The organism is Affinundibacterium amnicola, assembly GCF_014284275.1.
Classification (GTDB): Bacteria; Pseudomonadota; Gammaproteobacteria; order Burkholderiales; family Burkholderiaceae_D; genus Undibacterium; species Undibacterium amnicola.
Genome location: NZ_JACOFU010000004.1, coordinates 161854 through 185442, shown reverse-complemented (window position 1 = coordinate 185442; position 23589 = coordinate 161854). Strand labels below are relative to the sequence as shown.

Sequence of the window (23589 nt, the reverse complement as noted above, 5' to 3'; positions counted from 1 at the left end):
AATCCATATCATGCTACTTCAACTTGCCATCATTGGGATCTTGTTTGCGGTGATTCCGCTCGCTTTCGTCCTGTTTTCAAAAGAGCAGAATAAGTATAAAAAGCTAATCGCTGTCACGCTTTTCTTAACTTTCGATCTGATTATTTTTGGCGCGTTCACGCGTCTAACGGATTCCGGTTTGGGCTGTCCCGATTGGCCTGGTTGCTATGGAGAGGCGAATCCATTCCAAGCACATAGTGAAATCAAAGCTGCGGAAAGTCTTTTGCCGACTGGTCCTGTGACGGTAGCGAAAGCATGGATAGAAATGATTCATCGCTACCTTGCCATGAGCGTGGGTTTCTTGATTATGCTGCAAATGGGTATCGCTTGGTGGCAGCGTAAGACCCGTCCATTTTCTCCTTGGCTAGCAACCAGTTTGTTTGTCTTGGTTGGCATTCAAGGAGCGTTTGGCAAGTGGACCGTGACGATGAAGTTGCAGCCAATTATCGTCACCATCCATTTAATCTTGGCACTGATTATTTTGTCGATGTTGGCGTGGGCATGGCAGCGGGAATCCTCGCGCTCTGAGACTAATTATTCGCGGCCCTTGTATAAGCTCTTACCGATCGCTTTCATCATTTTATTGATACAAGTTGCACTTGGCGGTTGGGTCAGTACTAACTATGCAGCGCTCGCATGTCACGATTATCCATTGTGTAATGGCGAACTTGTTCCGCAGCTTGATTTTGAGCACGCTTATGTTTTGTGGCGCGAATTAGGGCGCACTGGTAGCGGAGATTTCTTACCTTTTTCAGCGCTGATTACGATTCACTGGGTGCATCGTAGTTTTGCATGGATCGTGTTTGCTGTGCTTGGTTATGTCGCTTTTTTAAGCCGGAAGCATGCCAATACAAAAACACTATCAAATGCCGTTTTGGCGGTTTTACTGATGCAATTGATAACAGGCGTAGCGACAATCTATTTCTCTTGGCCACTTGCGATTGCTGTTTTGCATAATGCAGGTGCCGCAGTGCTTGTGCTGTTGCTGAGCATGTTAAACTATCGGGTTCGCTCCAGCGTTGCTAATGAATCTTAATCGCACCCAATGACAACTCAAAGTACTTTGTTAAATCGCTTTTCTCAATATGTGGCACTCACCAAGCCACGTGTTACCCAGCTTGCTGTTTTTTGTGCTGTGATCGGCATGTTTTTGGCCACCCCAGATTTGCCTGACTGGCGCATCGTGCTGGCTGCGACGATAGGCATTTGGTTGCTAGCAGGTGCTGCTTTTGCGGTCAATTGTTTAGTAGAGCGCGAAATTGATGCGCGCATGGCACGCACAGCGCGTCGCCCTAGCGCGCAAGGTGAAATGAGTACCAAGCAGATTCTCGTTTTCTCATTTCTGATAGGTGGCGCAGGCATGTGGATTTTATATGCCTTGGTCAATCCGCTCACGATGTGGCTGACCTTCGTTACTTTTGTTGGCTACGCTGTGATTTACACGATTATCTTAAAACCTGCGACCCCACAAAACATCGTCATCGGTGGTTTATCTGGCGCGATGCCGCCAGCTTTAGGTTGGGCTGCGATTGCCAATGAAGTGCCAATGCAAGCCTGGTTATTGGTGTTAATTATTTTTGTTTGGACACCACCACATTTTTGGGCGCTGGCGATGTATCGCCGAGATGACTATGCGAAATCAGGTTTGCCAATGTTACCGATTACGCACGGCCTTGAGTTCACACGTTTCCATATTTGGCTGTACACCATCGCGTTGTTCGCAACGACCTTATTGCCTTATGCAGTCAAGATGAGTGGCATCATCTATTTGGTGAGCGCAGTGATTTTGGGGCTGGGATTCTTATGGTACGCGTGGCGCATTTATCGCCATTACGATGATGTGTTAGCGCGTAAAACCTTCACGTTTTCGATAGTCTATCTCTCCTTATTGTTCGCCGCATTACTGGTCGATCATTACATTAAATTTTGATATGAAAACACTTTCTAGACGTTCTGTTTGGACGCGAATTGTTTCTGGCGGTTTAGCTCTTGCGGCTGGTTTGATATTGAGTGCATGCAATAAGCCAGAAGAGAAATTCTTGAATACCGATCTGACGGGTCTTTCTTACGCTAAGGATTTCGCCTTGATTGATCAGAATGGTCAACCACGTAGCTTGGCAGATTTTAAAGGCAAGGCGGTGGTTTTGTTTTTTGGTTATACGCAATGTCCTGACGTTTGCCCAACCACCATGTTTGAGATGTCTAAGGTCATGACTCAGCTTGGCCCTTTGGCTGAGCGTGTGCAAGTATTATTCGTAACAGTAGATCCAGAGCGCGATACGCAAGAGCTATTGGCTGCTTATGTACCGAATTTTGATAAACGCTTTTTAGGCCTTTATGGGAATGCGGAAGCAACGGCCAAGGTTGCGAAAGAATTTAAAGTGTTCTATCAAAAGAGCCCTGGCAAAACACCTGATAGCTACACCATGGATCATACGGCGGCGAGCTATGTGTTTGATCCGCAAGGCAGGATTCGTTTATATATTCAATACGGACAAAAAACAGAAACTATCGTGCATGATTTGCAAATCTTATTGAAGTAGAGCTTCAGATCTGCATTGTGAGTAGTGAAGCGTATAAAACAAAAGGCACTCAATTGAGTGCCTTTTGCGTATACCTAATAGAAATTGCTATCGCTTACGCAAATTCAGTAAGTGCAGTTTTCATTTTCTTTAACGCAGCGCTTTCGATTTGGCGAATGCGCTCTGCAGAAACACCATATTCATCCGCTAATTCATGCAAAGTGGCACCAGAGCCATCATCATTTTGCAACCAGCGCGATTCGATGATGCGGCGGGAGCGTGGGTCTAGTTTCGCTAATGCTGATTCTAAGCCTTCACCTTGCAAGCGATCGTATTGCTGCGCTTCGATGACATTGGTTGGTTCGCCAGCATCGGTTTTTAAGTAAGCAATCGGCGCAAATTTTTCATCTTCGTCATCGCTAGAACCTTCCAAAGCAACATCGCGACCGGACAAACGCATTTCCATCTCAATCACGTCTTCACGTTTGACATCAAGCTTACTCGCCAAGCTGTCGATCTGCGAAGGTGTCATGGAATCCAGACCTTCTTTATTCGAGCGCAGATTAAAGAACAATTTACGTTGTGCTTTTGTCGTTGCGACTTTCACCAAGCGCCAGTTTTTCAAGATGTATTCATGCATCTCGGCTTTGATCCAATGCATGGCATAAGAAACCAAACGCACACCTTGATCTGGATCGAAACGCTTGACTGCTTTCATCAAACCGATATTGCCTTCTTGAATTAAGTCTGCGTGTGGCAAACCATAGCCCAAGTAGCCACGTGCAATCGAGACAACCAGACGCAAGTGCGACATAACTAATTGTTGCGCAGCGTTCAGATCATTATGTAATTTTAATTTTGTCGCCAGATCGATTTCTTCTTCGTGCGATAACATAGGCAAACGATTGACCGCAGAAATATAGGCATCAATATTGCCTAAGGTGCCGGAAAACCCCAGTGCTAAAGCGGTGCTGTCCGAAGAACGCAAAATGCCTTGTGCTGATGTTTGTGTCATGTTTCCTCCTGATATCAAATCAGATTGTATCTATAGAGCCGTACCAAAAACATTTTCTGGTACCTTCAAGTTCTAATATTAGCACTCAATCGGCATGAGTGCTAATAATCTGTTTATTTTGCGGAATTTCAAGGTGTCTGCTGTAAAAAAATTAATTTTCACTGGCATTTCAGTGCCGAAATTTGCATATAAGACCAAATCAGGTACTAAAAGTTGCACTGATGCATGAATTTTCCTCAGGATCAGGCGGCTATTTTTGATAATTGTCGACGTACCGAGAGGTAAGCACCGCATAAACCAAGTAGCTTACTGATGAGAATTAAGCCCAGGCTAGGCAAGATGCCAAGTGGGCTGAGGTGAAACTCTGAAGCATACAATTTGGCGAATTCGGCAATTGCTTGATTCAGCGGTTGTAAAGAGAGTGCAACTAAACCTAAGGCCAAGCCACCCGCTAGCACACCTAGCATCGCGCCAGTATAGTAATACGGCTTATGAATGAAACTATTCGTCGCGCCTAACATACGGCTGACGCTAATCTCGGCTTGATGGGAAATCACTTGTAAGCGCGTCGCATTAAAAATCACCACGATCACAACCACTGCTAAAGTTCCCGCTAAAAATAGTAAGGCCATCTGCAATACGTGTAACAGTGCCGCTAGACGTTTTACCCATGCGGAGTCAACTTGCACTACATCGACGTGATCGAGACCTTGCAATGCTCTGGTGAGCTGCTCAACTTTCGTGCTGTCCGCACTAGATAAAGACAGTACAAACGCATCGGGCAAAGGATTGCCGCCCAAGGTCGCTAAAACTTCCGCTAGATTATTCGTGCCTTCCATCGCTGCCAATGCTTTGTCTTTGGCCACAAAGCGTAGCTTGGCATTGATCTGTAAATCCTTTAGGGTCTTTTTGATCGGTGTTTGTAAAGCCGCTGCATCTGCTGTTGCTAATTCAGGTTTGAGAAAGACACTGACTTCTGGCTCTATCGATAATTGTGAGGCGACAGGGCGTATGTTTTCTAAAACTGTTAAGCCCGCTATGGGTAAGGATAGGGCGATTGCGATGACTAAAACATTAAACAAAAAATTGCCAGGCGCTGCGCGTAAATGGGTAAACGCACTGCGCATCGCGTAAGCATGTTGGCGGAACCAGTTGGTCATATCTATCCTTGAAATCTGATTTAAGCGGCAACAGCTGGCTCGACTGATGAGGTCCAGGAGTCAGTAACTTCGCCTTTGCTCAAATAAATCACGCGATTGGCCTGATCTAAAAATTGCTCATCGTGACTAGAAATAATGCAAGTGACGCCCGAACGTTGAAATGCTTTTAAGGCATTGATCACGATGATGGCATTATCGCGGTCTAAATAAGCGGTAGGTTCGTCTGCCAAAATGATTTTGGGACGATTGACGATGGCGCGGGCAATGGCGACGCGTTGTTGTTCGCCGCCAGATAAGGCCAGTGGCGAGGCAAGCGCTTTGTCCAGAATATTTAAGCGATCCAAGGCGGCACAGGCGCGGGTTTCAGCTTCGTTGGTGGATTCACCAACCACGATCATCGGCAGCATGACATTCGCCAATACGCTACGATCTAGTAACAAACCTTGGCCCTGCAAAATCAAGCCCAACTTGCGGCGTAAATAAGGCAAGCTGCTACTTTTCAATTGGCCGATGTTTTGACCATTCATCAGTACCATGCCGCTGCTGGGTTTCTCTAAGCCAGCAATCATGCGTAATAAGGTTGATTTGCCCGCACCCGATGGGCCAGCCAAGAAAACCAATTCGCCATCGCCTATCGTTAAAGAAACATCGCGTAAAGCGTAGATATCATTGGCATAGGCTTTGGTCACATGTTGGAATTCAATCATAGTGCGCTTTCCTTCATCGTATTTTGAGCAAATTTATTGCAACAGCGCGTCAACAAATTCTTGGGCATTGAATGCTTGCAGATCTTCAATTTGTTCACCGACACCGATGAAATATACGGGAATTGGACGAGTTTTTGCAATCGCTGCCAAGACGCCGCCTTTTGCCGTGCCGTCAAGTTTGGTGATGATGAGTCCAGTTAATTGCAGCGCATCGTCAAAGGCTTTTACTTGTGTCAAGGCATTCTGCCCGGTGTTGCCATCAATGACTAATAAGACTTCCTGAGGTGCGCCATCCATGCCTTTGGCAATCACACGTTTGATCTTTTTGAGTTCTTCCATCAAATGTAATTGTGTTGGCAAACGACCCGCGGTGTCGACCATCACGACATTGGTACCTCGTGCTTTTGCTGATGCGACTGCATCGAATGCAACTGCGGCCGGATCACCAGATTCTTGTGCAATCACGGTAATATTATTGCGTTCGCCCCACACCATCAGTTGCTCACGAGCGGCAGCGCGGAAGGTATCGCCCGCCGCCAGCACTACGGATTGACCATGCGCATGCATGTGTTTAGCGAGTTTGCCGATGGTGGTGGTTTTGCCGGCGCCATTCACGCCAGAAATCATCATCACCAGAGGTTGATGGCGGCCCAGTTCAAATGGCTTTTGCAAGGGTGTGAGCAAATCGAGCAACAAGGTTTTGAGTGCAGCTTTGACTTGCTCAGCCTCAGTCAGCTTTTCTTCTTTTACTTTGCGTTTTAAGTTGTCGAGCAAATGCATAGTAGCTTCGACGCCCGCATCAGAGGTCAATAAAGCGGCTTCTAGCTCATCATATAAATCATCGTCGATCTTGGCACCAACGAATAGGGTGGTCAAGTTGGAAGAGGTTTTCGCTAAGCCTTGTTTTAAGCGTGCGATCCATGACAATTTTGCTGGTGCTGGTGCTGGTGCTGGTGCTGGTGCTGACTTCGCTTCCAACTCAGCTTCGACCTTAACCTCAACTGCTGCGGGAGCATGGGCGAGTTGACTGTCTGCGTTGATGTTAGATTCGCTATGATTGACCTGATTTGCCGTATTGCTGGTCTCGGAAGCCGTTGGAGTTGCGAGGACTTCGGGTGTTTTTTTTCTAAAAAAGCTAAACATTGATGAATTTATACTCAAAAGTAGTGTTGAGATGATTCGCTGATGGTGTCCTGAAAGCTAAGACAAATCTGTGCGATCGGCATTGGATGCCAGAGAATTGCAAAGCTAGAGCGAAAAACCTTTAGAATGCTGCCATTCTAACAGAGCCTAACCGCGATTTTCCGCTGCCCGCTATGAATCACAACAAGAATCGCCCGAATCCAGCCGCATCACAAGCCAAGCCAGCTAAACCCGTTAAGCATAACCAGACTAGTCACCAGATTCGAATTATCGGTGGCGATTGGAAACGCACGCCTTTGACGGTGATCAATGCTGAAGGATTGCGACCAACCCCAGATCGTGTGCGTGAAACTGTGTTTAATTGGTTAAACCATGTTTTTCATAGTCAATGGGTATCGATTTCTTGCTTGGATGTATTTGCAGGTAGCGGTGCTTTGGGATTCGAGGCTGCAAGTCGCGGTGCTGCGAAGGTGACGATGTTAGAAGCATTCCCTGCAGCATTCAAACAACTTGAGCTAACAAAACAGAAACTGAAAGCTGAACAGATCCATCTACAGCGAGGCGATGCGCTTTTACTATTAAAGACTTTGGCAACCCGTGTAGACAAATTCCAGCTTATCTTTCTTGATCCGCCATTTAACCAAGGTTTTTTGGAAAAAGTATTTCCCATTTGTGCTGAATTATTAGCCGAGGGCGGTGTCATTTATGTGGAATCAGAACAAATGCTTCCCGCCTTGGATACCGCTGATACACCGGCGTGTTACCAAGGATGGCGTATCTTGCGCCAAGACAAAGCAGGCAGTGTGCACTTTCATTTGTTGCAACGCAACACTGAGTCCGGTGAAGCTGGTTAAAATCTGGGATAATGCGCGTCTTGCTAAGTCAATTAATAAGTAAGTGAAGAACTAAGCGAAGAAGTCAGTAAAGTCAAAGAAGTTAAGTCAACGAAGCATAATGAACTTAACCAATAAACTCTCTACACCAAGGAAATTACTATGGTCACAGCAGTCTATCCAGGAACATTTGATCCGCTCACGCGTGGCCATGAAGACTTGGTGCGTCGTGCTTCAGGTTTGTTTGATACTTTGATTGTCGGCGTTGCGGACAGTAAAAATAAGAAACCGTTTTTCTCATTAGATGAGCGCTTGAGTATCGCCAATGAAGTCTTAGGACATTATCCCAATGTGAAGGTAGAAAGTTTTTCTGGCTTGCTAAAAGATTTTGTACGTAAAAATGACGCCAGAGTGATCGTGCGTGGTCTGCGTGCGGTATCGGATTTTGAATATGAGTTTCAAATGGCAGGCATGAATCGCTATTTACTGCCGGATGTCGAAACCATGTTCTTAACCCCATCTGATCAATATCAATTTATTTCCGGCACCATCGTGCGTGAGATTGCGCAGTTTGGGGGAGATGTTTCAAAATTCGTGTTTCCTTCAGTCGATGCATGGCTAAAGAAAAAAATCGCAGAGCAAAATAAGTAAGTGAAAAGTAAGTAAAAAGTAAGTAAGAAAATTAGTTAGTAACGAAGATCAATATGGCCCTATTAATTACCGATGACTGCATCAACTGTGATGTATGTGAACCTGAATGCCCCAATGAAGCGATTTATATGGGACCAGAGATTTACGAGATCGATCCGAACAAATGTACGGAATGTGTTGGTCATTACGATGAGCCACAGTGCCAGCAAGTCTGCCCGGTGAGCTGTATTCCTTTTAATCCTGCTTGGCGCGAAACGAAAGAGCAGTTGATGGCGAAGTATGAAGTTTTGCAAGCGGCGGCGAAAAAAAGCTAATTTTCCTTTGATTCATTTCGCCTAATTTACTCTGCCTCACGCACGCAATTGCGTCCCTGATCTTTAGCTTGATATAGGGCGCGGTCTGCGCGCAATAGCAAGGCCTTCGCCGCACTATCGATTTCCCCTAGGTTGTGATCATCAGACAAAGTCGCGATCCCGATAGAAATTGTCACATCGCAGATACCGCTTAAGCTCAATAAAAATGGTTTATCAGCGATACTAGCGCGAATGCGTTCTGCGACCAATAAGGCATTGGTATGTGATGTATTGACCAACAAAACCACAAATTCTTCGCCACCAAAACGGCCTATGGTATCGCTCAGCCGGAGTTCCGCCTTAATCCGTTTTGCGACTTCACGCAAGACATCGTCACCACCTTGATGGCCATGCTGATCATTGATGTTTTTGAAGTGATCAATATCCAAATACATGCAAGCAATGCCGTAATGCTGGCGCCGCGCCCGTCCAATTTCTTCCAACATTCTTTGCTCTACATAGCGACGATTACTCACGTTGGTGAGTGCATCGGTTAAGCTGATTTGAGTTAAACGCTCACTGTTGATGACGTTTTCTAGGCAAATGGCAATGATAGAAGCGAGTCGTTCAATGAAGTCGGTTCCCATGTCGAAGGAGAATCGTTCAGGATTCATGCTACCCAGATTCAGACTACCCAATAATTTACTTTGACGTATTAACGGAATGATGGCAACGCTGACTGGTTGCTCAAAGCAAGGGGAAAATAAGGTTTGGTGCAGGTCAGTTTCATAGTTGCCTAAGACGGGCTTTTTCAGTGGACGTGCTTCGATTTGTAGCTCGGTTTCACTTTGTACAAATAATAGAAACGGGAATTCTGTGCTATCTACTTTTAAATCCGCCAGCATATCTTGTAGATTATGTTGACTATTGACCAGACTCAAAGTGACTTGATCAAGTTCACACAACTCTGCCAGCGTCACGAAAATATGTTGAATGAGTTCACGAAAACTATGTGAACCTATCAGTTGTAAATCTAAGGTCTGATGACGATTCAAAATGTCTTGATTATGCCGTGCTTCGATTAATAAGTCCTGCAATTGAGCACGGACAAGATGCACTTCATTATGGGTAGCATCAACAAGATGATTCGAGCCAGAGATCAACGACTTATCCATAGAGTTCTTGTGTACTGTGATTCAAGAGAGGTGCTTTTGGCAGTAATGTCACTACTGCATCACAACTTTACCATAGCCCATTGATCAAGCACATGAACTTACTATGTTTAACAAGTTTGAATTCAATGAAGTTCTACGTCGTGCACACATTTTTGTCGCTGTAATGCGACATAGTTTCTGTGTGTTATGAAAAACTGAATTTCGTCCCTCGCCAGATACAAAAAGTTGGCTCGGAGCATCGCTGAGAATCTTCCATACATTCTACAATTCGCTCATGTCGAATCTTCTATGAATTCGTTTTCATTGAATCGAATTGCTTCCTAACCAGGGCTTGTTTAGGTTCTACTATTTCACAGTCGAGGCTATATTACTTGTGTATTGAAGAATGTCGTCGTCAATAATGTCAGCGTTCGACAGTGGCAATGTGTATTGTCTTTTCTCGTTAACTTTATATACCGACTTTAGTTTTGGTGTATCGAGTGTCACGGTGTTCATCCCGTCAGGCGCAAAGAAATAAACGCTTATGGTTTTGGTGCAGGGGTTGCCAGCTGCAAACAATTTCACAAAGGAACTAAATACTACTGAGACATCCTGTTTCTCGATTGCCCATCTTACTTGGCACTCCAGTCTGAGATCCCCCATACGCTTGACGTCTTTAGCTAAATTCTCGCTTTTGACATGGGCGACAAAATGGAACTGACCTTTAAGCTTATTCAAAATGAGGTCATATTCGTCCTCATGTTTGAGAGCAATGTCCGGTAACTGAAATTTGCCATCTGCATCGATTGGGATATTGATTGAGGTTTCATCGCTCGCTAGACGCATCGTGACGCCTTCTAAGCTTAGTTTTTTTGATCTGGGGATAAGGATGAAAAAGAGCTCTGAATTGGGAGCTAGTTTATTGTACTCGGCATAGGCTTTTAGGCCTTTCTGCATTTGTGAATACGATTTGAGTTCTAGGCCTTTTTGCGAAGACACTTCGACCCTACTTGTGCTGTCTTTGTTTTCATCTTGCGCACTTGCCGTCAAGGTAGAAAGGAAAAAAAATAGATAGCCGATGAATTTTACAATTTTCATTTGCATTGATCGCTTCAGTATTGAGTAAGGGAAATTTTTGAAGTTGGCTTCGTGATCTAAACTAAGGGAGTGATAATGATATGTATGATAATAAATGAGATTAATTTAGTCTAGTCTTTTATTTATTGTTTTGGGTTCTTGAGTAACAAAATCGCGCTGTTATTTAGGACATTGGGTGGCATAAAATAGCATTTAGAAATACAGCGTCATGAGACTTGTGAGAATTGTCTTGACCTTCATTCTCACACCACTAATCATGGTGCCTCAATCAAAACAAACCACGACAATTTGTCTATGAAATCACCTGTATTTTCATTTTGTGTTTTTGTATTTCTCTTTACATCGAACAGCTTCGCTCAGGAAGCGTCGGCGACTTCGTCAGCGGCAAAGGAGCAAAATCAAGATCAAGTAGAATCGGCCCAATCGATAGAGATTAATAATGTCAAAAACCCCGACTGGAAATCATACAAAACCATGTTGAAAGGCTTGGATGCATTTGAAAAACATCACGCTCATGCTCCTCGCGCCGAGCATAAGTTTATTTTGAAGCCGCGTAAGCAAGAGGCGAGTTTGATTGGTGTCAGTTTGCGTTTGGCCACAGATGAATTTAGTCGTCCTATCGTTTTAAGTGAAGACGGTAGCTTTAGTTTGCCACGTGATTCGCAGGCAGAAGCGCAAAGTGCAGAGCTGATGATCAATCGTAAGAAAGACTTATTTCGTTGGTGGCCTTTAGTCCGAAGTCCAGCTGTGTTGCCGCATCAGCGACGCTTAGGTGATTTGCGTTTAGAGTGCGAAATGTTTTGGGCGATACATTATGACGATTTGCCTTTCGTCGCGAGAAATTTGGTGCGCGCTTTAGGTGGGCCATGCAATACAAAAAAAGTGACTTTGAGTTTTCCCGCCGAATTCATGGGTTTAAAAGAAGCGATTTTAGTACAAGGAGAGCGTCGACAAAATTTGGTCGTTGACAAGATTAAATCAAGTTACACACTAAGTTTATTGAATGCGGAATTCACGGATGATGCCTTGATTGAATTAATTTATGAGAGCATCGAAGGTAATTCGCAGGAACCACGCCTACGCAATTTTAATGGGCTCAACGTGACAGCTGGATTTTGATTTGGCGCTTCTTCCAACATTGGCAGCAATAAAAAATCCCAGATAGACTGGGATTTTTTATTGAGGGAGACTGTCCGATCATTCGTTGCTTAAATTATTCAGACTAATCAAAAGCGTCAGAACAGTTTAGACGTTGAATAAGAAATTTAAAACATCTCCGTCTTTTACAACATATTCTTTACCTTCAGCGCGCATTTTACCGGCTTCTTTTGCGCCAGCTTCACCTTTGTGCGCGATGTAATCATCAAAGGCGATGGTTTGCGCGCGAATGAAACCACGCTCGAAATCGGTATGAATCACACCTGCTGCTTGTGGTGCAGTGTCACCGACATGAATCGTCCATGCGCGTACTTCTTTAACACCAGCAGTGAAATAAGTTTGCAGGCCGAGGAGTTTAAATGCAGCACGAATCAAGCGGTCTAGACCTGGTTCTTCCATGCCCATATCTGCCAAGAATTCCGTTTTGTCGGCATCATCTAAATCAGCAATTTCTGATTCAATCGATGCGCAGATCGCGACGATAGGCGCATTTTGTTTTGCTGCAAACTCAGTCAGTTGATCAAGCAATGGATTGTTGGTGAAGCCAGTATCAGACACATTGGCGACATACATGGCTGGCTTGGCGGTAATCAGACACATCGGTTTGATTAATGCCATTTCTTCTTTGTCTAAGCCCATAGCGCGGATCGGCTTTGCTTCATTCAGACCAGGCATGATTTTCTCAAGCAAGGTCACCAACTTGAGCGCATCTTTATCGCCCGAACGCGCTTTTTTGTTTTCGCGGTGAATCGCTTTTTCGACCGAACCCATGTCGGCTAAGCATAATTCGGTTTGAATTACTTCGATGTCATCTAATGGACTCACTTTGCCGGCAACGTGAATCACATTGTCATCTTCAAAACAGCGAACTACATTGACGATGGCATCAGTTTCGCGAATGTGCGCTAAAAATTGATTGCCCAAGCCTTCGCCTTTTGATGCACCAGCTACCAAACCAGCAATATCGACAAATTCAACAATCGCGTTTTGTACGCGCTCAGGTTTAACGATTTCAGACAATTGCTTTAAGCGAGGATCTGGAACTTCAACTACGCCGACATTTGGTTCAATGGTACAGAAAGGATAGTTTTCCGCTGGAATGCCCGCTTTAGTTAAAGCGTTGAAAAGCGTAGATTTGCCGACGTTAGGTAGGCCGACGATGCCGCATTGAAGACTCATGATGAACTTTGCTCAGAAATAAATGCGCAAATTGTTCATTGCGCAAATGAAAAGATTATGGGATTTAATCCGCCATTTTACACTATGTGCTTTTCATTTCAGCTTATTCGCTGTCTCGTGCGGCTAGGAGGCATCACTCTACTCTACTTAAATGATAAGCGATTCGTGTACTTGATAATCTGTGCAAGAAGATGCCGAGTAATATTGCTGCAACCGTCAGGCCTAGTACCAAGCCTATCCAAAAGCCACTAGCTTCCATGGGTTTGACTGGGTGCCAAGGCATCCAATCTGGTGCTAATCCTAAGGCGATGCCGATCGGTAGAGCGAATCCATAGAAGGCCATGATGTGAATAAACATCGGCACGCGCGTCACTTTGTAGCCACGTAAAGCACAGGACAGTGTTACTTGCGCTGCATCGGATAATTGGAAAATGGCCGCTAGTAATAATAAGTTGGCTGCAACTTCTTGTACGGCTGGATCCGACGTGTAGGCAGCCGCAACCTGATGGCGAAATATGGTCATTAAACTAGCGGAGACTACCGCAATGACTAATGATATGCCGACGCCAGTCCAAGAAACGAAACGGGCATGAATGACATTTCCCTCTCCTAAAGTCTGACTGACTCGGGTGGTTAATGCGATTCCTAAGCTCATCGGGATCATAAAAATCAGTGAAGAAAAATTGAGTGCTATTTGATTGGCAGAAATTGCAATTACACCAAAACGAGCCACTAATAGTCCAACTGCACAAAAGGCGGAAACTTCTGCAAAGTAAGTTACACCGATCGGTAAGCCGATGCGCAGCATGGAGCGAATTTCACTCCACTTTGGCATTTCTCTGTGCGTAAATGGAAAAGTTTGTTGATAAACAGGCGCGTGATGTACCCACCACAACATCGCACCTAGCATCAGCCACATTGCGACACCTGTTGCCAGTGCACAGCCAGTTGAGCCAAGCTGCGGGAGACCAAATTTGCCGTAAATAAAGAGATAATTGACCAATACATTAAATATTAACCCAACGATCGCAATGACCATCACAGGTTTGGTTTCATTCAGGCTGGTGGTGTAACTATACAGTGCGCGATACATCGCAAATGCGGGCATTCCAATACTAATGACGCGTACGAATTCAGTGGCTTTTTGTTGAACGGATGCTTCAAGCTGCAAGTAGTCAAATACTTCGGTCGAGAGATTTAGCAGCAGGCAGGCGATGACTCCGATGCCAAACGCCATCCACATTGACTGTCGCATAATGTGAGGGATTTTGTTGAAAGCGCCTGCACCGACTTCATGCGATACGATCGCATTGATGGAGATCATCACTCCCATCACAGTCACCAAAATGATAGACCAGAGTGAAGCGCCGAGTGCTACTGCAGCTAAATCTCCGGCACTGAAATGTCCAGCCATCGCTACGTCAGCCACGGACATGCCGACAGTCGCAAGTTGACCAATGAGTACAGGCCATGCAATTTGCCAAAGCTTCGCAAGCTCGGTACGTATTTTGGTTTTCATGAATTGGAAATGGAGTTCTTCTAGTTCGGATCATCTTACCTGAACTGCCAATTTTGTTGGTTGTCGCACATTGAAAAATTTTGATAAAAAAACTTGACTTATGAATAGAGTGAAATTAAAGTGATATCACTTTGATTTCAATTGAATGTCCGAATAAGTCCATGTCTGTGTGTAAATTTTATGGAGAAAATGATGAACCAAGAGAAAAACCTGCCCATTAAAAAAGTAATTCAAGAGCATCGTTTGCAGTCAAAAAATGGCTATCTGATGCTAGCCTGCGGTGTGATTTTGCATCTTGTTGGGATTGCTCTTTTGGTGACGGCCGACAGTCATACGATTTTGAGTGTGATGGTAAAGCTGATGCTTAATGTGATTGGTGCAATGATTTTTGCCGGGTTGTACATGTTGCAGCCTAACGAAGCGGTTTTACTTTCACTCTTTGGTGAATATAAAGGTACTGATCGCAGCGAGGGACTTCGTTGGGCCAATTTTTTATACACCAAGCGTAAGCTGAGTTTGCGTGCGCGCACCCTCAATACGCCACCATTAAAGGTCAATGATAAACGCGGTAATCCAGTCGAAATTGGTGCGGCGATTGTGTGGAGAGTGGAGGAAACCGCTCTGGCTATATTTAATGTGGATGATTTTGAGCGATTTGTACAAGTGCAGGCGGAAGCCGCTATTCGCCATCTCGCTGCACAATATGCTTACGACGATGGTGAGGATTTGGCAACTGGCGAGACAACTTTGCGTGCCGGTATGGACGTGGTTGCGAATGCGATGCGGCAAGAATTGCATAATCGTTTTGTTGCTGCCGGCATCGATGTAGAAGATGCCAAACTCACGCATTTGGCTTATGCACAAGAAATCGCACAAGTCATGCTGCGTCGTCAGCAAGCCGAAGCGATTATCAGCGCTCGTAAAAAGATTGTACAAGGCGCAGTCAGTATGGTGGAAGAGGCGCTGCAGGGTTTGTCAGAGCGGAAAATTGTAGAACTTGATGACGAACGTAAAGCCGCGATGGTGAGCAATTTATTAGTTGTACTGTGTTCTGATAAAGAAACGCAACCCGTTATTAATGCAGGTACTTTGTATAATTAATTGCTGGGCTTACGCCATTTCGTCGATTGATCGTTAAATTGTATGCGCCGACGCTTTTGTAAAATCGACGATAATTCGACATTAATAAATTAAGAAAAGTGAGTTCTTTATGCGGTATCAATCTCGTCAGTGGATGATTCTATTGTGGATCTTACTGCCACTGAGCACTTTGGCTGTGGCAGCGTTTGGCTTAGATGGTGCGACAGCGCAGAAATCAGTCTTGATCTGGAAAGTCTTCGGCTTAATGATGCTAATTAACTTGCTTGTGCTAACGCTCTTTGCACGCTTAAGCATACAGCTGGAAGAAGACAAATTACGCTGGTATTTTGGCTTGTTCGGACGCCCAAAGTGGGAGTTAGCTTTGTCGCAGATTCAACGCGTGGAAATTTGCAACACTAAATGGTACGAAGGCAAAGGCATACGATTCACTGCTGAAGGCATGCTGTATAACGCGGCAGGTGATGGCGCTGTGCGAATCTATAAAACCGATGGAAGCAAAATTCGATTAGGCTCGTCGGAGCCTGAAGTGCTATATCAGAAAATTAATGCGCTGCTTAATGGCTCAGGTCTTAGGGCACAGGGCACAGCATAAGCAAATATTCTTCAATGTGAGTCGTCATGGCAAGTCCTGGAAAAAAATCTTTCCCGCTACGTATTGATCCCGTGCTGTGGACTGAAATCGAACGCTTGGCTGCGCAAGAATTGCGTAGTGCTAATGCACAGGTCGAATATTTGTTGCGCCAGGCTTTGGCTCAACGCGGTAAAAAAATACCGGCATCAACTAGCTCTGAGGTCGATGATTAACTAGTTGCTAAAAGTAAACACTGAGCGTTTTTTTGGGGATGACGATCACGTGATCGTCATCTTGCTCCCTTCTTATTATCAATTGCTTGCGCATCGCTTTAAGCAGTTGCTTTCCAATTTTTCATCATTTAATCGAAGTTGAGAAAATGTTGCATTGCAATATTTATTTTTTTGCGTGCCTTAATTGAAACTAAGTTTACATATTTAAGTGAAAATTTCGCCTGCAAATTTGAGGAAATTTCCACAAATTGAAATTAATTTGGATTTTTTCCTTAGGAATCTTGTATTATTCGAACCTAATTAAATCAAGAAATGAAAATTATTTTTCAATAATCTGCAATTTAATAGCCAAAGTAGGGAACTACTTCCACTTTGGAGTCATCCAAGAATTTTGTAACAAAATGAAAGAGTTGATATGAAACTGAAACAAATGACGAAAGCTTTGATCGCTATTGGCGTTCTTAACTCCCTCGCTGTGGCTGTTCCTGCTTTTGCGCAAGAACAAAAAATCCAACGTATTGAAGTAACTGGTTCTAGTATTAAGCGCACCAACATTGAGACTTCTGCTTCTGTGCAAGTGTTGACACGCGAAGATATTATTCGCAGTGGTGCAAACACAGCGCTGGGCGTTATCACTGATTCAGTTGCTGTTGGCGTAAGTTTGAATTCTGCATCTCAAGGTTCTGGCGGTTTTGCGACTGGCGCATCTGCTGCTGGTATGCGTGGTTTGGGTAAAGTAGCGACTTTGGTTTTGGTTAACGGTCGCCGCATTGCACCATACGGTTTGTCTGATGGTGCGCAAGACAATTTCACTAACTTAGACGCAATCGCATCTGACGCGATTGATCGTATTGAAATTTTGAAAGACGGTGCTTCTGCGATCTACGGCTCTGACGCAATCGCAGGTGTCATCAATATCATTTTGCGTAAAAATTACCAAGGCGCAGAAATCAAAGCTGGTTACCGTGTCGCTGAAAATTTTGCTGACAACCGCAGCCGCAATGTTTCCGCAATCTATGGTTACGGCGATGTAGAAACAAATGGTTTTAACACCTATTTGACTATCGAAGGCTATAAGCGCGATGGCTACACAACCGGTGATTTGCGTGATAAGTACCCAGAATGGCATCGTCAAACACCAGGTCGTTCGACTTGGGATGCGAAAAGTGCTTACACGCCAACGGGTAATTACTTCATCAGCAGTACCAATATTAAAGCAGCGCCAGGTTGCCCGGCAGCAGATATCGATCCTATCGACAAGCAATGTAAGATGGACATCTTGGATTACGCTGGTCAAACGACAAATAACGAACGTTATGCATTGGCCAGTAATACCAGCTTTAAAATCGGTAAAGAAATTGATGCAAATTTCGAATTAACCTACGCAAACGCTTATAACTCCTACATCGTTGGACCATCCACAACGCCAGCGACAACTGGTTCTAGTATTTGGTACAACGTGTACGGCGGCAAGATGGTCGGTCCATTCACGTATCCAAAATTGCCAGTAGGCCATCCTAGCAATCCATACACAACACCAGTTGAGTATCGTGCTCGTATGATGGATACAGGCGATGGATTCAATTTCAATAAAACGAATTCTGAGCAGTATCGTGCCATGTTGAACCTCAACGGTACATGGGGCAATTACGATTGGAAATCTGCTTTCGGTCATATGGAATCGACAGCGGACAAGTCCACACGTTCTACTAGCGCTAAGGGGTACACCGATGCGATCGTGAATAAGACCTACAAGTTCGGTCAGAAAAACGATATCGCGTTGTTAGAAACAATGTTCCCAGTCCGTACAACGAAAGGTAAAGCAACAACGACCTTTTTCGATGCGACAATGACTGGCGAAGTAATGCAATTGCCAGCGGGTCCATTATCAGTTGCTGCGGGTATTGATATCCGTCGTGAAGCTTATGAAATGAAGAGTTCCGACAATGTCTTGAATGGTGAGTTAGTTGGTATTTTCGGTTTGCAAGTGAAAGACACGCGTAACCAATATGCGATCTTTGGTGAAGCGACAATTCCAGTGATCAAAGACCTCGAAGTTAGTGCCGCATTACGTGCTGATAAACAAGGTGATTTCGATGCACACGTTTCTCCAAAACTCGGCTTACGTTACACCGTGACTGATGCCTTGTTGGTTCGTGCAACTGCTTCAGGTGGTTTCCGTGCGCCAAACATCGTTGAGTCTGGAAATGGTTTAGGCCGTAGTTCTGTATCCAATGGCAATATCGATCCACGTCGTTGCCCAATCGCGACTGAATTGAACAATTTGATTCAGAATAATCCAAATGCAACTACTGCTGATAAGACTTTAGGCAATAGCTATCGCAACACAGATTGCTCAGCAAGCTTGCCAAGTTTTGTCGCTTCAAATCCAGATTTGAAGCCAGAAACTTCACGTTCATACACTTTGGGCTTTGTTATGGCTCCAAGTAAGCAATGGTCATTTGCAATGGACTACTACAATATCGAGCGCAAAGATCAAATCGGCACGCGTTCAGTAGTGGACATCTTGAAAGGTGAAGCAGGTCTGCCAGCGGGTCAATTGTTGCGCGTTGATAATTCAGCCTCTGACAATGAATTCATCGCTTTGGTGAAGAAGTATGCACCAACAACGACAGCAAACTTCCAAAACATCGGCAAGCTTGGATTGGTCTATAACCCATACGTCAATAGCGGTAAAACACGTGCTTCAGGCTTAGATTTTGATGTGACTTCAAGATTTAAGATTGCTAATGTTGGTGATTTGCGTTTGAGTCTCGATGGTAACTATGAGATGAACTACCAGACTTACAGCGTTGCTGACGGCAAATGGAATAAGAACGTTGTTGGTACATATGATCGTGGTGGTCGTATGGGCGCGAAAGTGACTGCAGCCTTGAAAACAGGCAACTGGGACAATTCTGTCGTTGTAAACTACAACGGTGGTTACAGCACAAATAGCATCTCTTCACCAACTTACTGCGCGACACAAAAAGTTGCTGCGGAAAATATGGCTGCTTGTGAGCATGTTGATGAATCTATCTTCGTGAACTATAGCTTGTCATACTCTGGCATCAAAAATACCCGTATCAACTTCTTTGTTGGCAATTTGTTCAACTCAGAAGGTCCAGTAACATGGCGTGATGGTTGGGCTCCAACTTTCCGTACATTCTATGTAAGTGGAAGTTACAAGTTTTAATGACGGAGGGATATTCAGGTGAGGTATCACCTGAATAAACAAAAAAAGCCTCAGACAATGCTTTGTCTGAGGCTTTTTTGTTGGATTAATGTTTGGATCGTTTAGACTTACTTTGCCACTGTATGTAACTTCGTCATCGCGTCTGCAAATTCTCCCTTGATTAACATAGGAATAATCTCTAAGCCGCGCGCAATCGATTCATCAATTAACGGTTGTTCTTCTTTTCGCGGTCTATGCAAAACAAAATCTGCGACGCCTTGTTGTAAATTCAAAGTACGGGGATGGCCGATGCCTATGCGCATGCGCCAATAATCTTGGGTGCCAAGTGCCGCTGTGATGTCTTTGAGTCCGTTATGCCCGCCTGAAGATCCACCTTTTTTTAGCTTAGCGAGACCAGGGGCGATATCGAGTTCATCATGCACAACCAAGACTTGTTCTGGCAAGATTTTGTAAAAACGGCAGAGCGCACCGACCGATTGCCCAGAACGGTTCATAAAAGTTTGCGGTTGTAATAGCCAAACTTCTTCACCTGCGATGCGCGTCTTCGCAACCAAGGCATTGAAATTTTTATCGCGCTGCAAGCCGCTGCCAGCGAGTTGATCGATCAGCCAAAAACCCGCGTTGTGACGGGTTTGTTCATATTCAGGGCCGGGGTTGCCTAGGCCTACGATTAGTTTGATGCTCATAGTAATTTAAAAGTTTTTTGGATCAAAAGCTTTGTCGCAGAGGCGCAGAGAGAGCAGAGTTTTTTTGAGGAATTTCTCTACGTACTCAATGGCGTGAGCTTGTTTTCTTTCTTAATGCCTAGTCGCCCGTTCTTGTGTCACTCCTGCGTAGGCAGGAACCCAGCGGCGTTCGTTGAACAACTGACGACACTGGATTCCTGCCTGCGCAGGAATGACGACGAATTACGTTCAAATCGCTCAAAAGCCTTGCCACATGAGCGCAGGACACGCTGAGTTTTGTGATGAATTTCTCTGCGTACTCCGCACCTCTGCGGCAATGCTTTTAATTCTTCTTCAACAAAGGCAACAAATAATGCCCAGTCACACTATGCTCATTCGCCGCCACATCTTCCGGCGTACCACTGGCGATAATGCGGCCACCACCGGCACCACCTTCGGGTCCCATATCGACAATCCAGTCCGCTGTTTTAATCACGTCCAGATTGTGTTCAATGATCACCACGGTGTTACCTTGATCGCGCAGACGGTGAATAACTTTCAAAAGCAAAGCGATATCGTGGAAATGCAAGCCCGTAGTCGGCTCATCCAAAATATACAAAGTACGACCGGTATCGCGCTTAGATAATTCCAAGGATAATTTCACGCGTTGCGCTTCGCCGCCCGACAACGTGGTGGCGCTTTGACCGAGGCGGATATAACCTAGACCCACATCCAGCAGGGTTTGCAATTTACGTGCAATCAAAGGCACAGGCTTGAAGAATTCATGCGCATCTTCGACCGTCATTGCCAGAATCTCGTTGATGTTCTTACCTTTGTATTGCACTTCCAAAGTTTCACGGTTGTAGCGTTTGCCGTGGCACACGTCGCAAGGCACATAAACGTCCGGCAAGAAATGCATTTCAACCTTAATCACGCCATCGCCCTGACAAGCTTCGCAGCGTCCGCCTTTGACGTTGAAGGAGAAACGACCTGCGCTGTAACCACGTTCTTTGGCGACGGGAACAGTCGCAAACAAATCGCGAATCGGAGTGAACAAGCCAGTGTATGTCGCTGGATTCGAGCGTGGCGTACGACCAATTGGCGCTTGATCAACCGCGATGACTTTATCGAAATGTTCTAGGCCGCTGATGCTTTCAAACGCGGCTGGTTCGGTTTGTGAACCGTACAGATGGCGTGAGGCAGCCAGATATAAAGTATCGTTGACCAAAGTTGATTTGCCGGAGCCAGAAACACCTGTCACGCAAGTCAGTAAACCGACGGGTAACTTCATCGTGACTTTTTTCAGATTGTTGCCAGTCGCGCCAGCGATCACAAATTGTTTTTCGGGATTGAAGGCCGTGCGTTTTTTCGATACTTCAATTTCCAACGCGCCGGATAAATATTGCGCAGTCAAAGAGCGCTTGCTTTGCATGATGTCGTTGAGAGAACCTTGCGCGATAATTTCGCCACCATGTACGCCAGCACCGAGTCCCATATCGACAATAAAGTCGGCGCAACGGATCGCGTCTTCATCATGCTCAACCACGAGAACACTATTACCAATATCACGTAAATGTTTGAGCGTACCGATCAAGCGGTCATTATCGCGTTGATGCAAACCGATAGAAGGTTCATCCAAAACGTACATCACACCCGTCAAGCCTGAGCCGATTTGTGAAGCGAGACGAATCCGCTGCGCTTCACCACCCGACAAGGTATCCGCACTACGATCCAGTGATAAATAATCGAGGCCGACATTGTTTAAAAACGTCAGGCGTGAGCTGATTTCTTTAATGATGCGATCCGCGATATCGCGCTTCGATCCTGTGAGTTTTAATTTGCCAAAAAAATCCATGCCTTCACGTAAAGGCATCGCACTGATTTCATAAATCGCGCGCTCTTGTTTGCCATTGCCGACTTTCACATAACGGGCTTCAACGCGCAATCGCGCACCGTGGCAAGACGGACATTCTTTTTCATTGATGAATTTTGCTAGTTCTTCTTTGACAGCCATCGAATCGGTTTCGCGATAACGTCTTTGCAGATTGGTGACCACACCTTCGAACGTATGTTCTTTGACGACAGTGCGACCTTTTTCATTCACATAGGTGAAAGGAATGCTTTGTTTGCCCGAACCATAAAGCACGACTTGCTGTGCTGCTTCTGGTAATTGTTCAAACGGCAGATCCAAATCAAAATCATAGAAAGCCGCCAGGTTAGACAACATCTGGAAATAGAATTGATTGCGTCTATCCCAGCCTTTGACTGCGCCGCTCGCTAAAGATAAATTTGGGAAAGCGACGATGCGTTTTGGATCAAAGAATTCGATATGACCGAGGCCGTCGCATTCAGGGCAAGCGCCCATAGGATTATTGAATGAGAACAGACGTGGTTCTAGTTCTTGTAAGCTATAGCCGCAAGTCGGGCAGGCAAATTTGTTGGAGAATAATTGTTCGTGTCCACTATCCATATCAACGACCAGCGCACGACCTTCTGCAATACGCAAGCAGGTTTCAAATGATTCTGCCAGACGTTGCTTAATGTCGGCTTTGACTTTGACGCGATCGACGACCACATCAATCGTATGCTTTTCAGTTTTCTTGAGTTTCGGCAAATCATCAACATCATAAATCTTTGCGGCATGCGTGCCGCTTTGCACGCGGAAGCGTACAAAACCCTGCGCCTGCATTTGCTCGAATAAATCGACATGCTCGCCTTTGCGATTCGATACTACTGGAGCCAAAATCATTAGCTTGCTGTCTTCCGGCATCGCTAACACGGCATCGACCATTTGTGAAACCGATTGTGCAGCTAAAGGATTTTCCGGATGATCGGGGCAGTACGGTGTGCCGACACGCGCGTACAGCAAACGCAGGTAATCGTGAATTTCGGTGACGGTACCAACCGTTGAACGCGGATTGTGTGAGGTGGCTTTCTGCTCGATAGAAATCGCTGGCGACAAGCCTTCGATCAAATCGACATCGGGCTTTTCCATTAATTGCAAAAACTGGCGTGCATACGCAGACAGTGATTCCACATAGCGTCGCTGGCCTTCCGCATACAAGGTATCAAACGCCAGCGAGGATTTACCCGAGCCTGATAAGCCGGTAATCACCACCAGCTTATTGCGTGGCAGGTCTATGCTGATATTTTTCAGATTATGCGTACGTGCACCACGAACCCGGATCGCATCCTTTTTGGGGAGCGGCATGTCCACGAGATCGAATTCGATTTCTGCGGGCGCGGACTTCAGGGATTTCTTAGTTTTGCTAGTGGTCATGAAACAATTCCTGCTGGATTTCTGCTGATTAAAAAGATTCTAAGTGCTATAAAGAAAAGAATATTTATTCAA

General features: G+C 45.1%; 21 protein-coding genes. 11 read left to right on the top strand and 10 right to left on the bottom strand.

Features of this window, described 5'->3' with window-relative positions:
- Window positions 1-10 precede the first annotated feature (10 nt).
- From H8K33_RS11385 to H8K33_RS11375, 3 genes are read left to right on the top strand one after another with little or no spacing between them, the layout of a single operon-like run.
- Window positions 11-1075 (top strand): COX15/CtaA family protein, encoded by a 1065-nt coding sequence (locus H8K33_RS11385; RefSeq protein ID WP_186891156.1) that lies wholly within the window; start codon window positions 11-13, stop codon window positions 1073-1075.
- A gap of 9 nt (window positions 1076-1084) precedes the next feature.
- Window positions 1085-1969, top strand: a complete 885-nt coding sequence (cyoE, locus tag H8K33_RS11380) for a heme o synthase (RefSeq protein ID WP_186891155.1) — start codon at window positions 1085-1087, stop codon at window positions 1967-1969.
- A 1-nt stretch (window position 1970) separates the two neighbouring features.
- Window positions 1971-2582, top strand: a complete 612-nt coding sequence (locus H8K33_RS11375; protein ID WP_186891154.1) for an SCO family protein — start codon at window positions 1971-1973, stop codon at window positions 2580-2582.
- Between the two features lie 94 nt (window positions 2583-2676).
- On the opposite strand, the gene rpoH is transcribed toward H8K33_RS11375, so the two are convergent.
- The 4 genes from rpoH to ftsY all read right to left on the bottom strand — a co-directional run bounded on the left by rpoH (window position 2677) and on the right by ftsY (window position 6586).
- A complete protein-coding gene (gene rpoH / locus H8K33_RS11370; protein WP_186891153.1) occupies window positions 2677-3576 on the bottom strand; it encodes an RNA polymerase sigma factor RpoH in 900 nt (299 codons plus the stop codon).
- 242 nt (window positions 3577-3818) lie between these two features.
- On the bottom strand, window positions 3819-4736 hold the full coding sequence (locus tag H8K33_RS11365; RefSeq protein WP_186891152.1) for a cell division protein FtsX: 918 nt from the start codon (window positions 4734-4736) through the stop codon (window positions 3819-3821).
- 20 nt (window positions 4737-4756) lie between these two features.
- Complete coding sequence (locus H8K33_RS11360; RefSeq protein ID WP_186891151.1) at window positions 4757-5443, bottom strand: cell division ATP-binding protein FtsE; 687 nt, start codon at window positions 5441-5443, stop codon at window positions 4757-4759.
- A gap of 33 nt (window positions 5444-5476) precedes the next feature.
- The gene (ftsY, locus tag H8K33_RS11355) at window positions 5477-6586 is read right to left on the bottom strand and encodes a signal recognition particle-docking protein FtsY (RefSeq protein WP_186891150.1); all 1110 of its coding nucleotides are present in this window, start codon (window positions 6584-6586) and stop codon (window positions 5477-5479) included.
- 173 nt (window positions 6587-6759) lie between these two features.
- Between ftsY and rsmD the strand changes: the two genes are divergently transcribed.
- The 3 genes from rsmD to H8K33_RS11340 all read left to right on the top strand — a co-directional run bounded on the left by rsmD (window position 6760) and on the right by H8K33_RS11340 (window position 8384).
- On the top strand, window positions 6760-7440 hold the full coding sequence (rsmD, locus tag H8K33_RS11350) for a 16S rRNA (guanine(966)-N(2))-methyltransferase RsmD (RefSeq protein WP_186891149.1): 681 nt from the start codon (window positions 6760-6762) through the stop codon (window positions 7438-7440).
- Between the two features lie 141 nt (window positions 7441-7581).
- On the top strand, window positions 7582-8070 hold the full coding sequence (gene coaD, locus H8K33_RS11345; RefSeq protein ID WP_186891148.1) for a pantetheine-phosphate adenylyltransferase: 489 nt from the start codon (window positions 7582-7584) through the stop codon (window positions 8068-8070).
- Window positions 8071-8123: 53 nt separating this feature from the next.
- Window positions 8124-8384 carry a YfhL family 4Fe-4S dicluster ferredoxin gene (locus tag H8K33_RS11340; protein ID WP_186891147.1) on the top strand — a complete coding sequence of 87 codons (261 nt, stop codon included), beginning with the start codon at window positions 8124-8126 and terminating at the stop codon, window positions 8382-8384.
- 26 nt (window positions 8385-8410) lie between these two features.
- Here the strand turns inward: H8K33_RS11340 and H8K33_RS11335 are convergent, their stop codons facing one another.
- Complete coding sequence (locus H8K33_RS11335) at window positions 8411-9538, bottom strand: GGDEF domain-containing protein (protein ID WP_186891146.1); 1128 nt, start codon at window positions 9536-9538, stop codon at window positions 8411-8413.
- Window positions 9539-9883: 345 nt separating this feature from the next.
- Window positions 9884-10621 carry a hypothetical protein gene (locus H8K33_RS11330; protein ID WP_186891145.1) on the bottom strand — a complete coding sequence of 246 codons (738 nt, stop codon included), beginning with the start codon at window positions 10619-10621 and terminating at the stop codon, window positions 9884-9886.
- Between the two features lie 288 nt (window positions 10622-10909).
- Here H8K33_RS11330 and H8K33_RS11325 point away from each other — a divergent pair, with 288 nt between their 5' ends.
- Window positions 10910-11734 (top strand): hypothetical protein, encoded by an 825-nt coding sequence (locus H8K33_RS11325; RefSeq protein ID WP_186891144.1) that lies wholly within the window; start codon window positions 10910-10912, stop codon window positions 11732-11734.
- A 126-nt stretch (window positions 11735-11860) separates the two neighbouring features.
- Here H8K33_RS11325 and ychF read toward each other — a convergent pair whose 3' ends face one another.
- Window positions 11861-12952 (bottom strand): redox-regulated ATPase YchF, encoded by a 1092-nt coding sequence (ychF, locus tag H8K33_RS11320; RefSeq protein ID WP_186891143.1) that lies wholly within the window; start codon window positions 12950-12952, stop codon window positions 11861-11863.
- A gap of 133 nt (window positions 12953-13085) precedes the next feature.
- A complete protein-coding gene (locus H8K33_RS11315) occupies window positions 13086-14471 on the bottom strand; it encodes an MATE family efflux transporter (RefSeq protein WP_186891142.1) in 1386 nt (461 codons plus the stop codon).
- Between the two features lie 189 nt (window positions 14472-14660).
- On the opposite strand from H8K33_RS11315, the gene H8K33_RS11310 reads away from it, so the two are divergent.
- From H8K33_RS11310 to H8K33_RS11295, 4 genes are all read left to right on the top strand, one after another.
- A complete protein-coding gene (locus H8K33_RS11310; protein ID WP_246443531.1) occupies window positions 14661-15572 on the top strand; it encodes an SPFH domain-containing protein in 912 nt (303 codons plus the stop codon).
- Between the two features lie 109 nt (window positions 15573-15681).
- Complete coding sequence (locus H8K33_RS11305) at window positions 15682-16164, top strand: hypothetical protein (RefSeq protein ID WP_186891140.1); 483 nt, start codon at window positions 15682-15684, stop codon at window positions 16162-16164.
- 26 nt (window positions 16165-16190) lie between these two features.
- On the top strand, window positions 16191-16376 hold the full coding sequence (locus H8K33_RS11300; protein WP_186891139.1) for a type II toxin-antitoxin system antitoxin: 186 nt from the start codon (window positions 16191-16193) through the stop codon (window positions 16374-16376).
- 415 nt (window positions 16377-16791) lie between these two features.
- The gene (locus H8K33_RS11295) at window positions 16792-19572 is read left to right on the top strand and encodes a TonB-dependent receptor plug domain-containing protein (RefSeq protein WP_246443529.1); all 2781 of its coding nucleotides are present in this window, start codon (window positions 16792-16794) and stop codon (window positions 19570-19572) included.
- 107 nt (window positions 19573-19679) lie between these two features.
- Here the strand turns inward: H8K33_RS11295 and pth are convergent, their stop codons facing one another.
- Together pth and uvrA are read right to left on the bottom strand one after the other, a co-directional pair.
- On the bottom strand, window positions 19680-20258 hold the full coding sequence (gene pth / locus H8K33_RS11290; protein ID WP_186891138.1) for an aminoacyl-tRNA hydrolase: 579 nt from the start codon (window positions 20256-20258) through the stop codon (window positions 19680-19682).
- A gap of 322 nt (window positions 20259-20580) precedes the next feature.
- Window positions 20581-23448, bottom strand: coding sequence for an excinuclease ABC subunit UvrA (gene uvrA / locus H8K33_RS11285; RefSeq protein WP_186891346.1), 2868 nt, complete (start codon window positions 23446-23448; stop codon window positions 20581-20583).
- Window positions 23449-23589 lie beyond the last annotated feature (141 nt).

Bases quoted from the DNA above. Each gene is read 5' to 3' on its own strand.
- H8K33_RS11385 (WP_186891156.1), top strand. From the start codon at position 11: ATGCTACTTCAACTTGCCATCATTGGGATCTTGTTTGCGGTGATTCCG.
- cyoE (WP_186891155.1), top strand. From the start codon at position 1,085: ATGACAACTCAAAGTACTTTGTTAAATCGCTTTTCTCAATATGTGGCA.
- H8K33_RS11375 (WP_186891154.1), top strand. From the start codon at position 1,971: ATGAAAACACTTTCTAGACGTTCTGTTTGGACGCGAATTGTTTCTGGC.
- rpoH (WP_186891153.1), bottom strand. From the start codon at position 3,576: ATGACACAAACATCAGCACAAGGCATTTTGCGTTCTTCGGACAGCACC.
- H8K33_RS11365 (WP_186891152.1), bottom strand. From the start codon at position 4,736: ATGACCAACTGGTTCCGCCAACATGCTTACGCGATGCGCAGTGCGTTT.
- H8K33_RS11360 (WP_186891151.1), bottom strand. From the start codon at position 5,443: ATGATTGAATTCCAACATGTGACCAAAGCCTATGCCAATGATATCTAC.
- ftsY (WP_186891150.1), bottom strand. From the start codon at position 6,586: ATGTTTAGCTTTTTTAGAAAAAAAACACCCGAAGTCCTCGCAACTCCA.
- rsmD (WP_186891149.1), top strand. From the start codon at position 6,760: ATGAATCACAACAAGAATCGCCCGAATCCAGCCGCATCACAAGCCAAG.
- coaD (WP_186891148.1), top strand. From the start codon at position 7,582: ATGGTCACAGCAGTCTATCCAGGAACATTTGATCCGCTCACGCGTGGC.
- H8K33_RS11340 (WP_186891147.1), top strand. From the start codon at position 8,124: ATGGCCCTATTAATTACCGATGACTGCATCAACTGTGATGTATGTGAA.
- H8K33_RS11335 (WP_186891146.1), bottom strand. From the start codon at position 9,538: ATGGATAAGTCGTTGATCTCTGGCTCGAATCATCTTGTTGATGCTACC.
- H8K33_RS11330 (WP_186891145.1), bottom strand. From the start codon at position 10,621: ATGCAAATGAAAATTGTAAAATTCATCGGCTATCTATTTTTTTTCCTT.
- H8K33_RS11325 (WP_186891144.1), top strand. From the start codon at position 10,910: ATGAAATCACCTGTATTTTCATTTTGTGTTTTTGTATTTCTCTTTACA.
- ychF (WP_186891143.1), bottom strand. From the start codon at position 12,952: ATGAGTCTTCAATGCGGCATCGTCGGCCTACCTAACGTCGGCAAATCT.
- H8K33_RS11315 (WP_186891142.1), bottom strand. From the start codon at position 14,471: ATGAAAACCAAAATACGTACCGAGCTTGCGAAGCTTTGGCAAATTGCA.
- H8K33_RS11310 (WP_246443531.1), top strand. From the start codon at position 14,661: ATGATGAACCAAGAGAAAAACCTGCCCATTAAAAAAGTAATTCAAGAG.
- H8K33_RS11305 (WP_186891140.1), top strand. From the start codon at position 15,682: ATGCGGTATCAATCTCGTCAGTGGATGATTCTATTGTGGATCTTACTG.
- H8K33_RS11300 (WP_186891139.1), top strand. From the start codon at position 16,191: ATGGCAAGTCCTGGAAAAAAATCTTTCCCGCTACGTATTGATCCCGTG.
- H8K33_RS11295 (WP_246443529.1), top strand. From the start codon at position 16,792: ATGAAACTGAAACAAATGACGAAAGCTTTGATCGCTATTGGCGTTCTT.
- pth (WP_186891138.1), bottom strand. From the start codon at position 20,258: ATGAGCATCAAACTAATCGTAGGCCTAGGCAACCCCGGCCCTGAATAT.
- uvrA (WP_186891346.1), bottom strand. From the start codon at position 23,448: ATGCCGCTCCCCAAAAAGGATGCGATCCGGGTTCGTGGTGCACGTACG.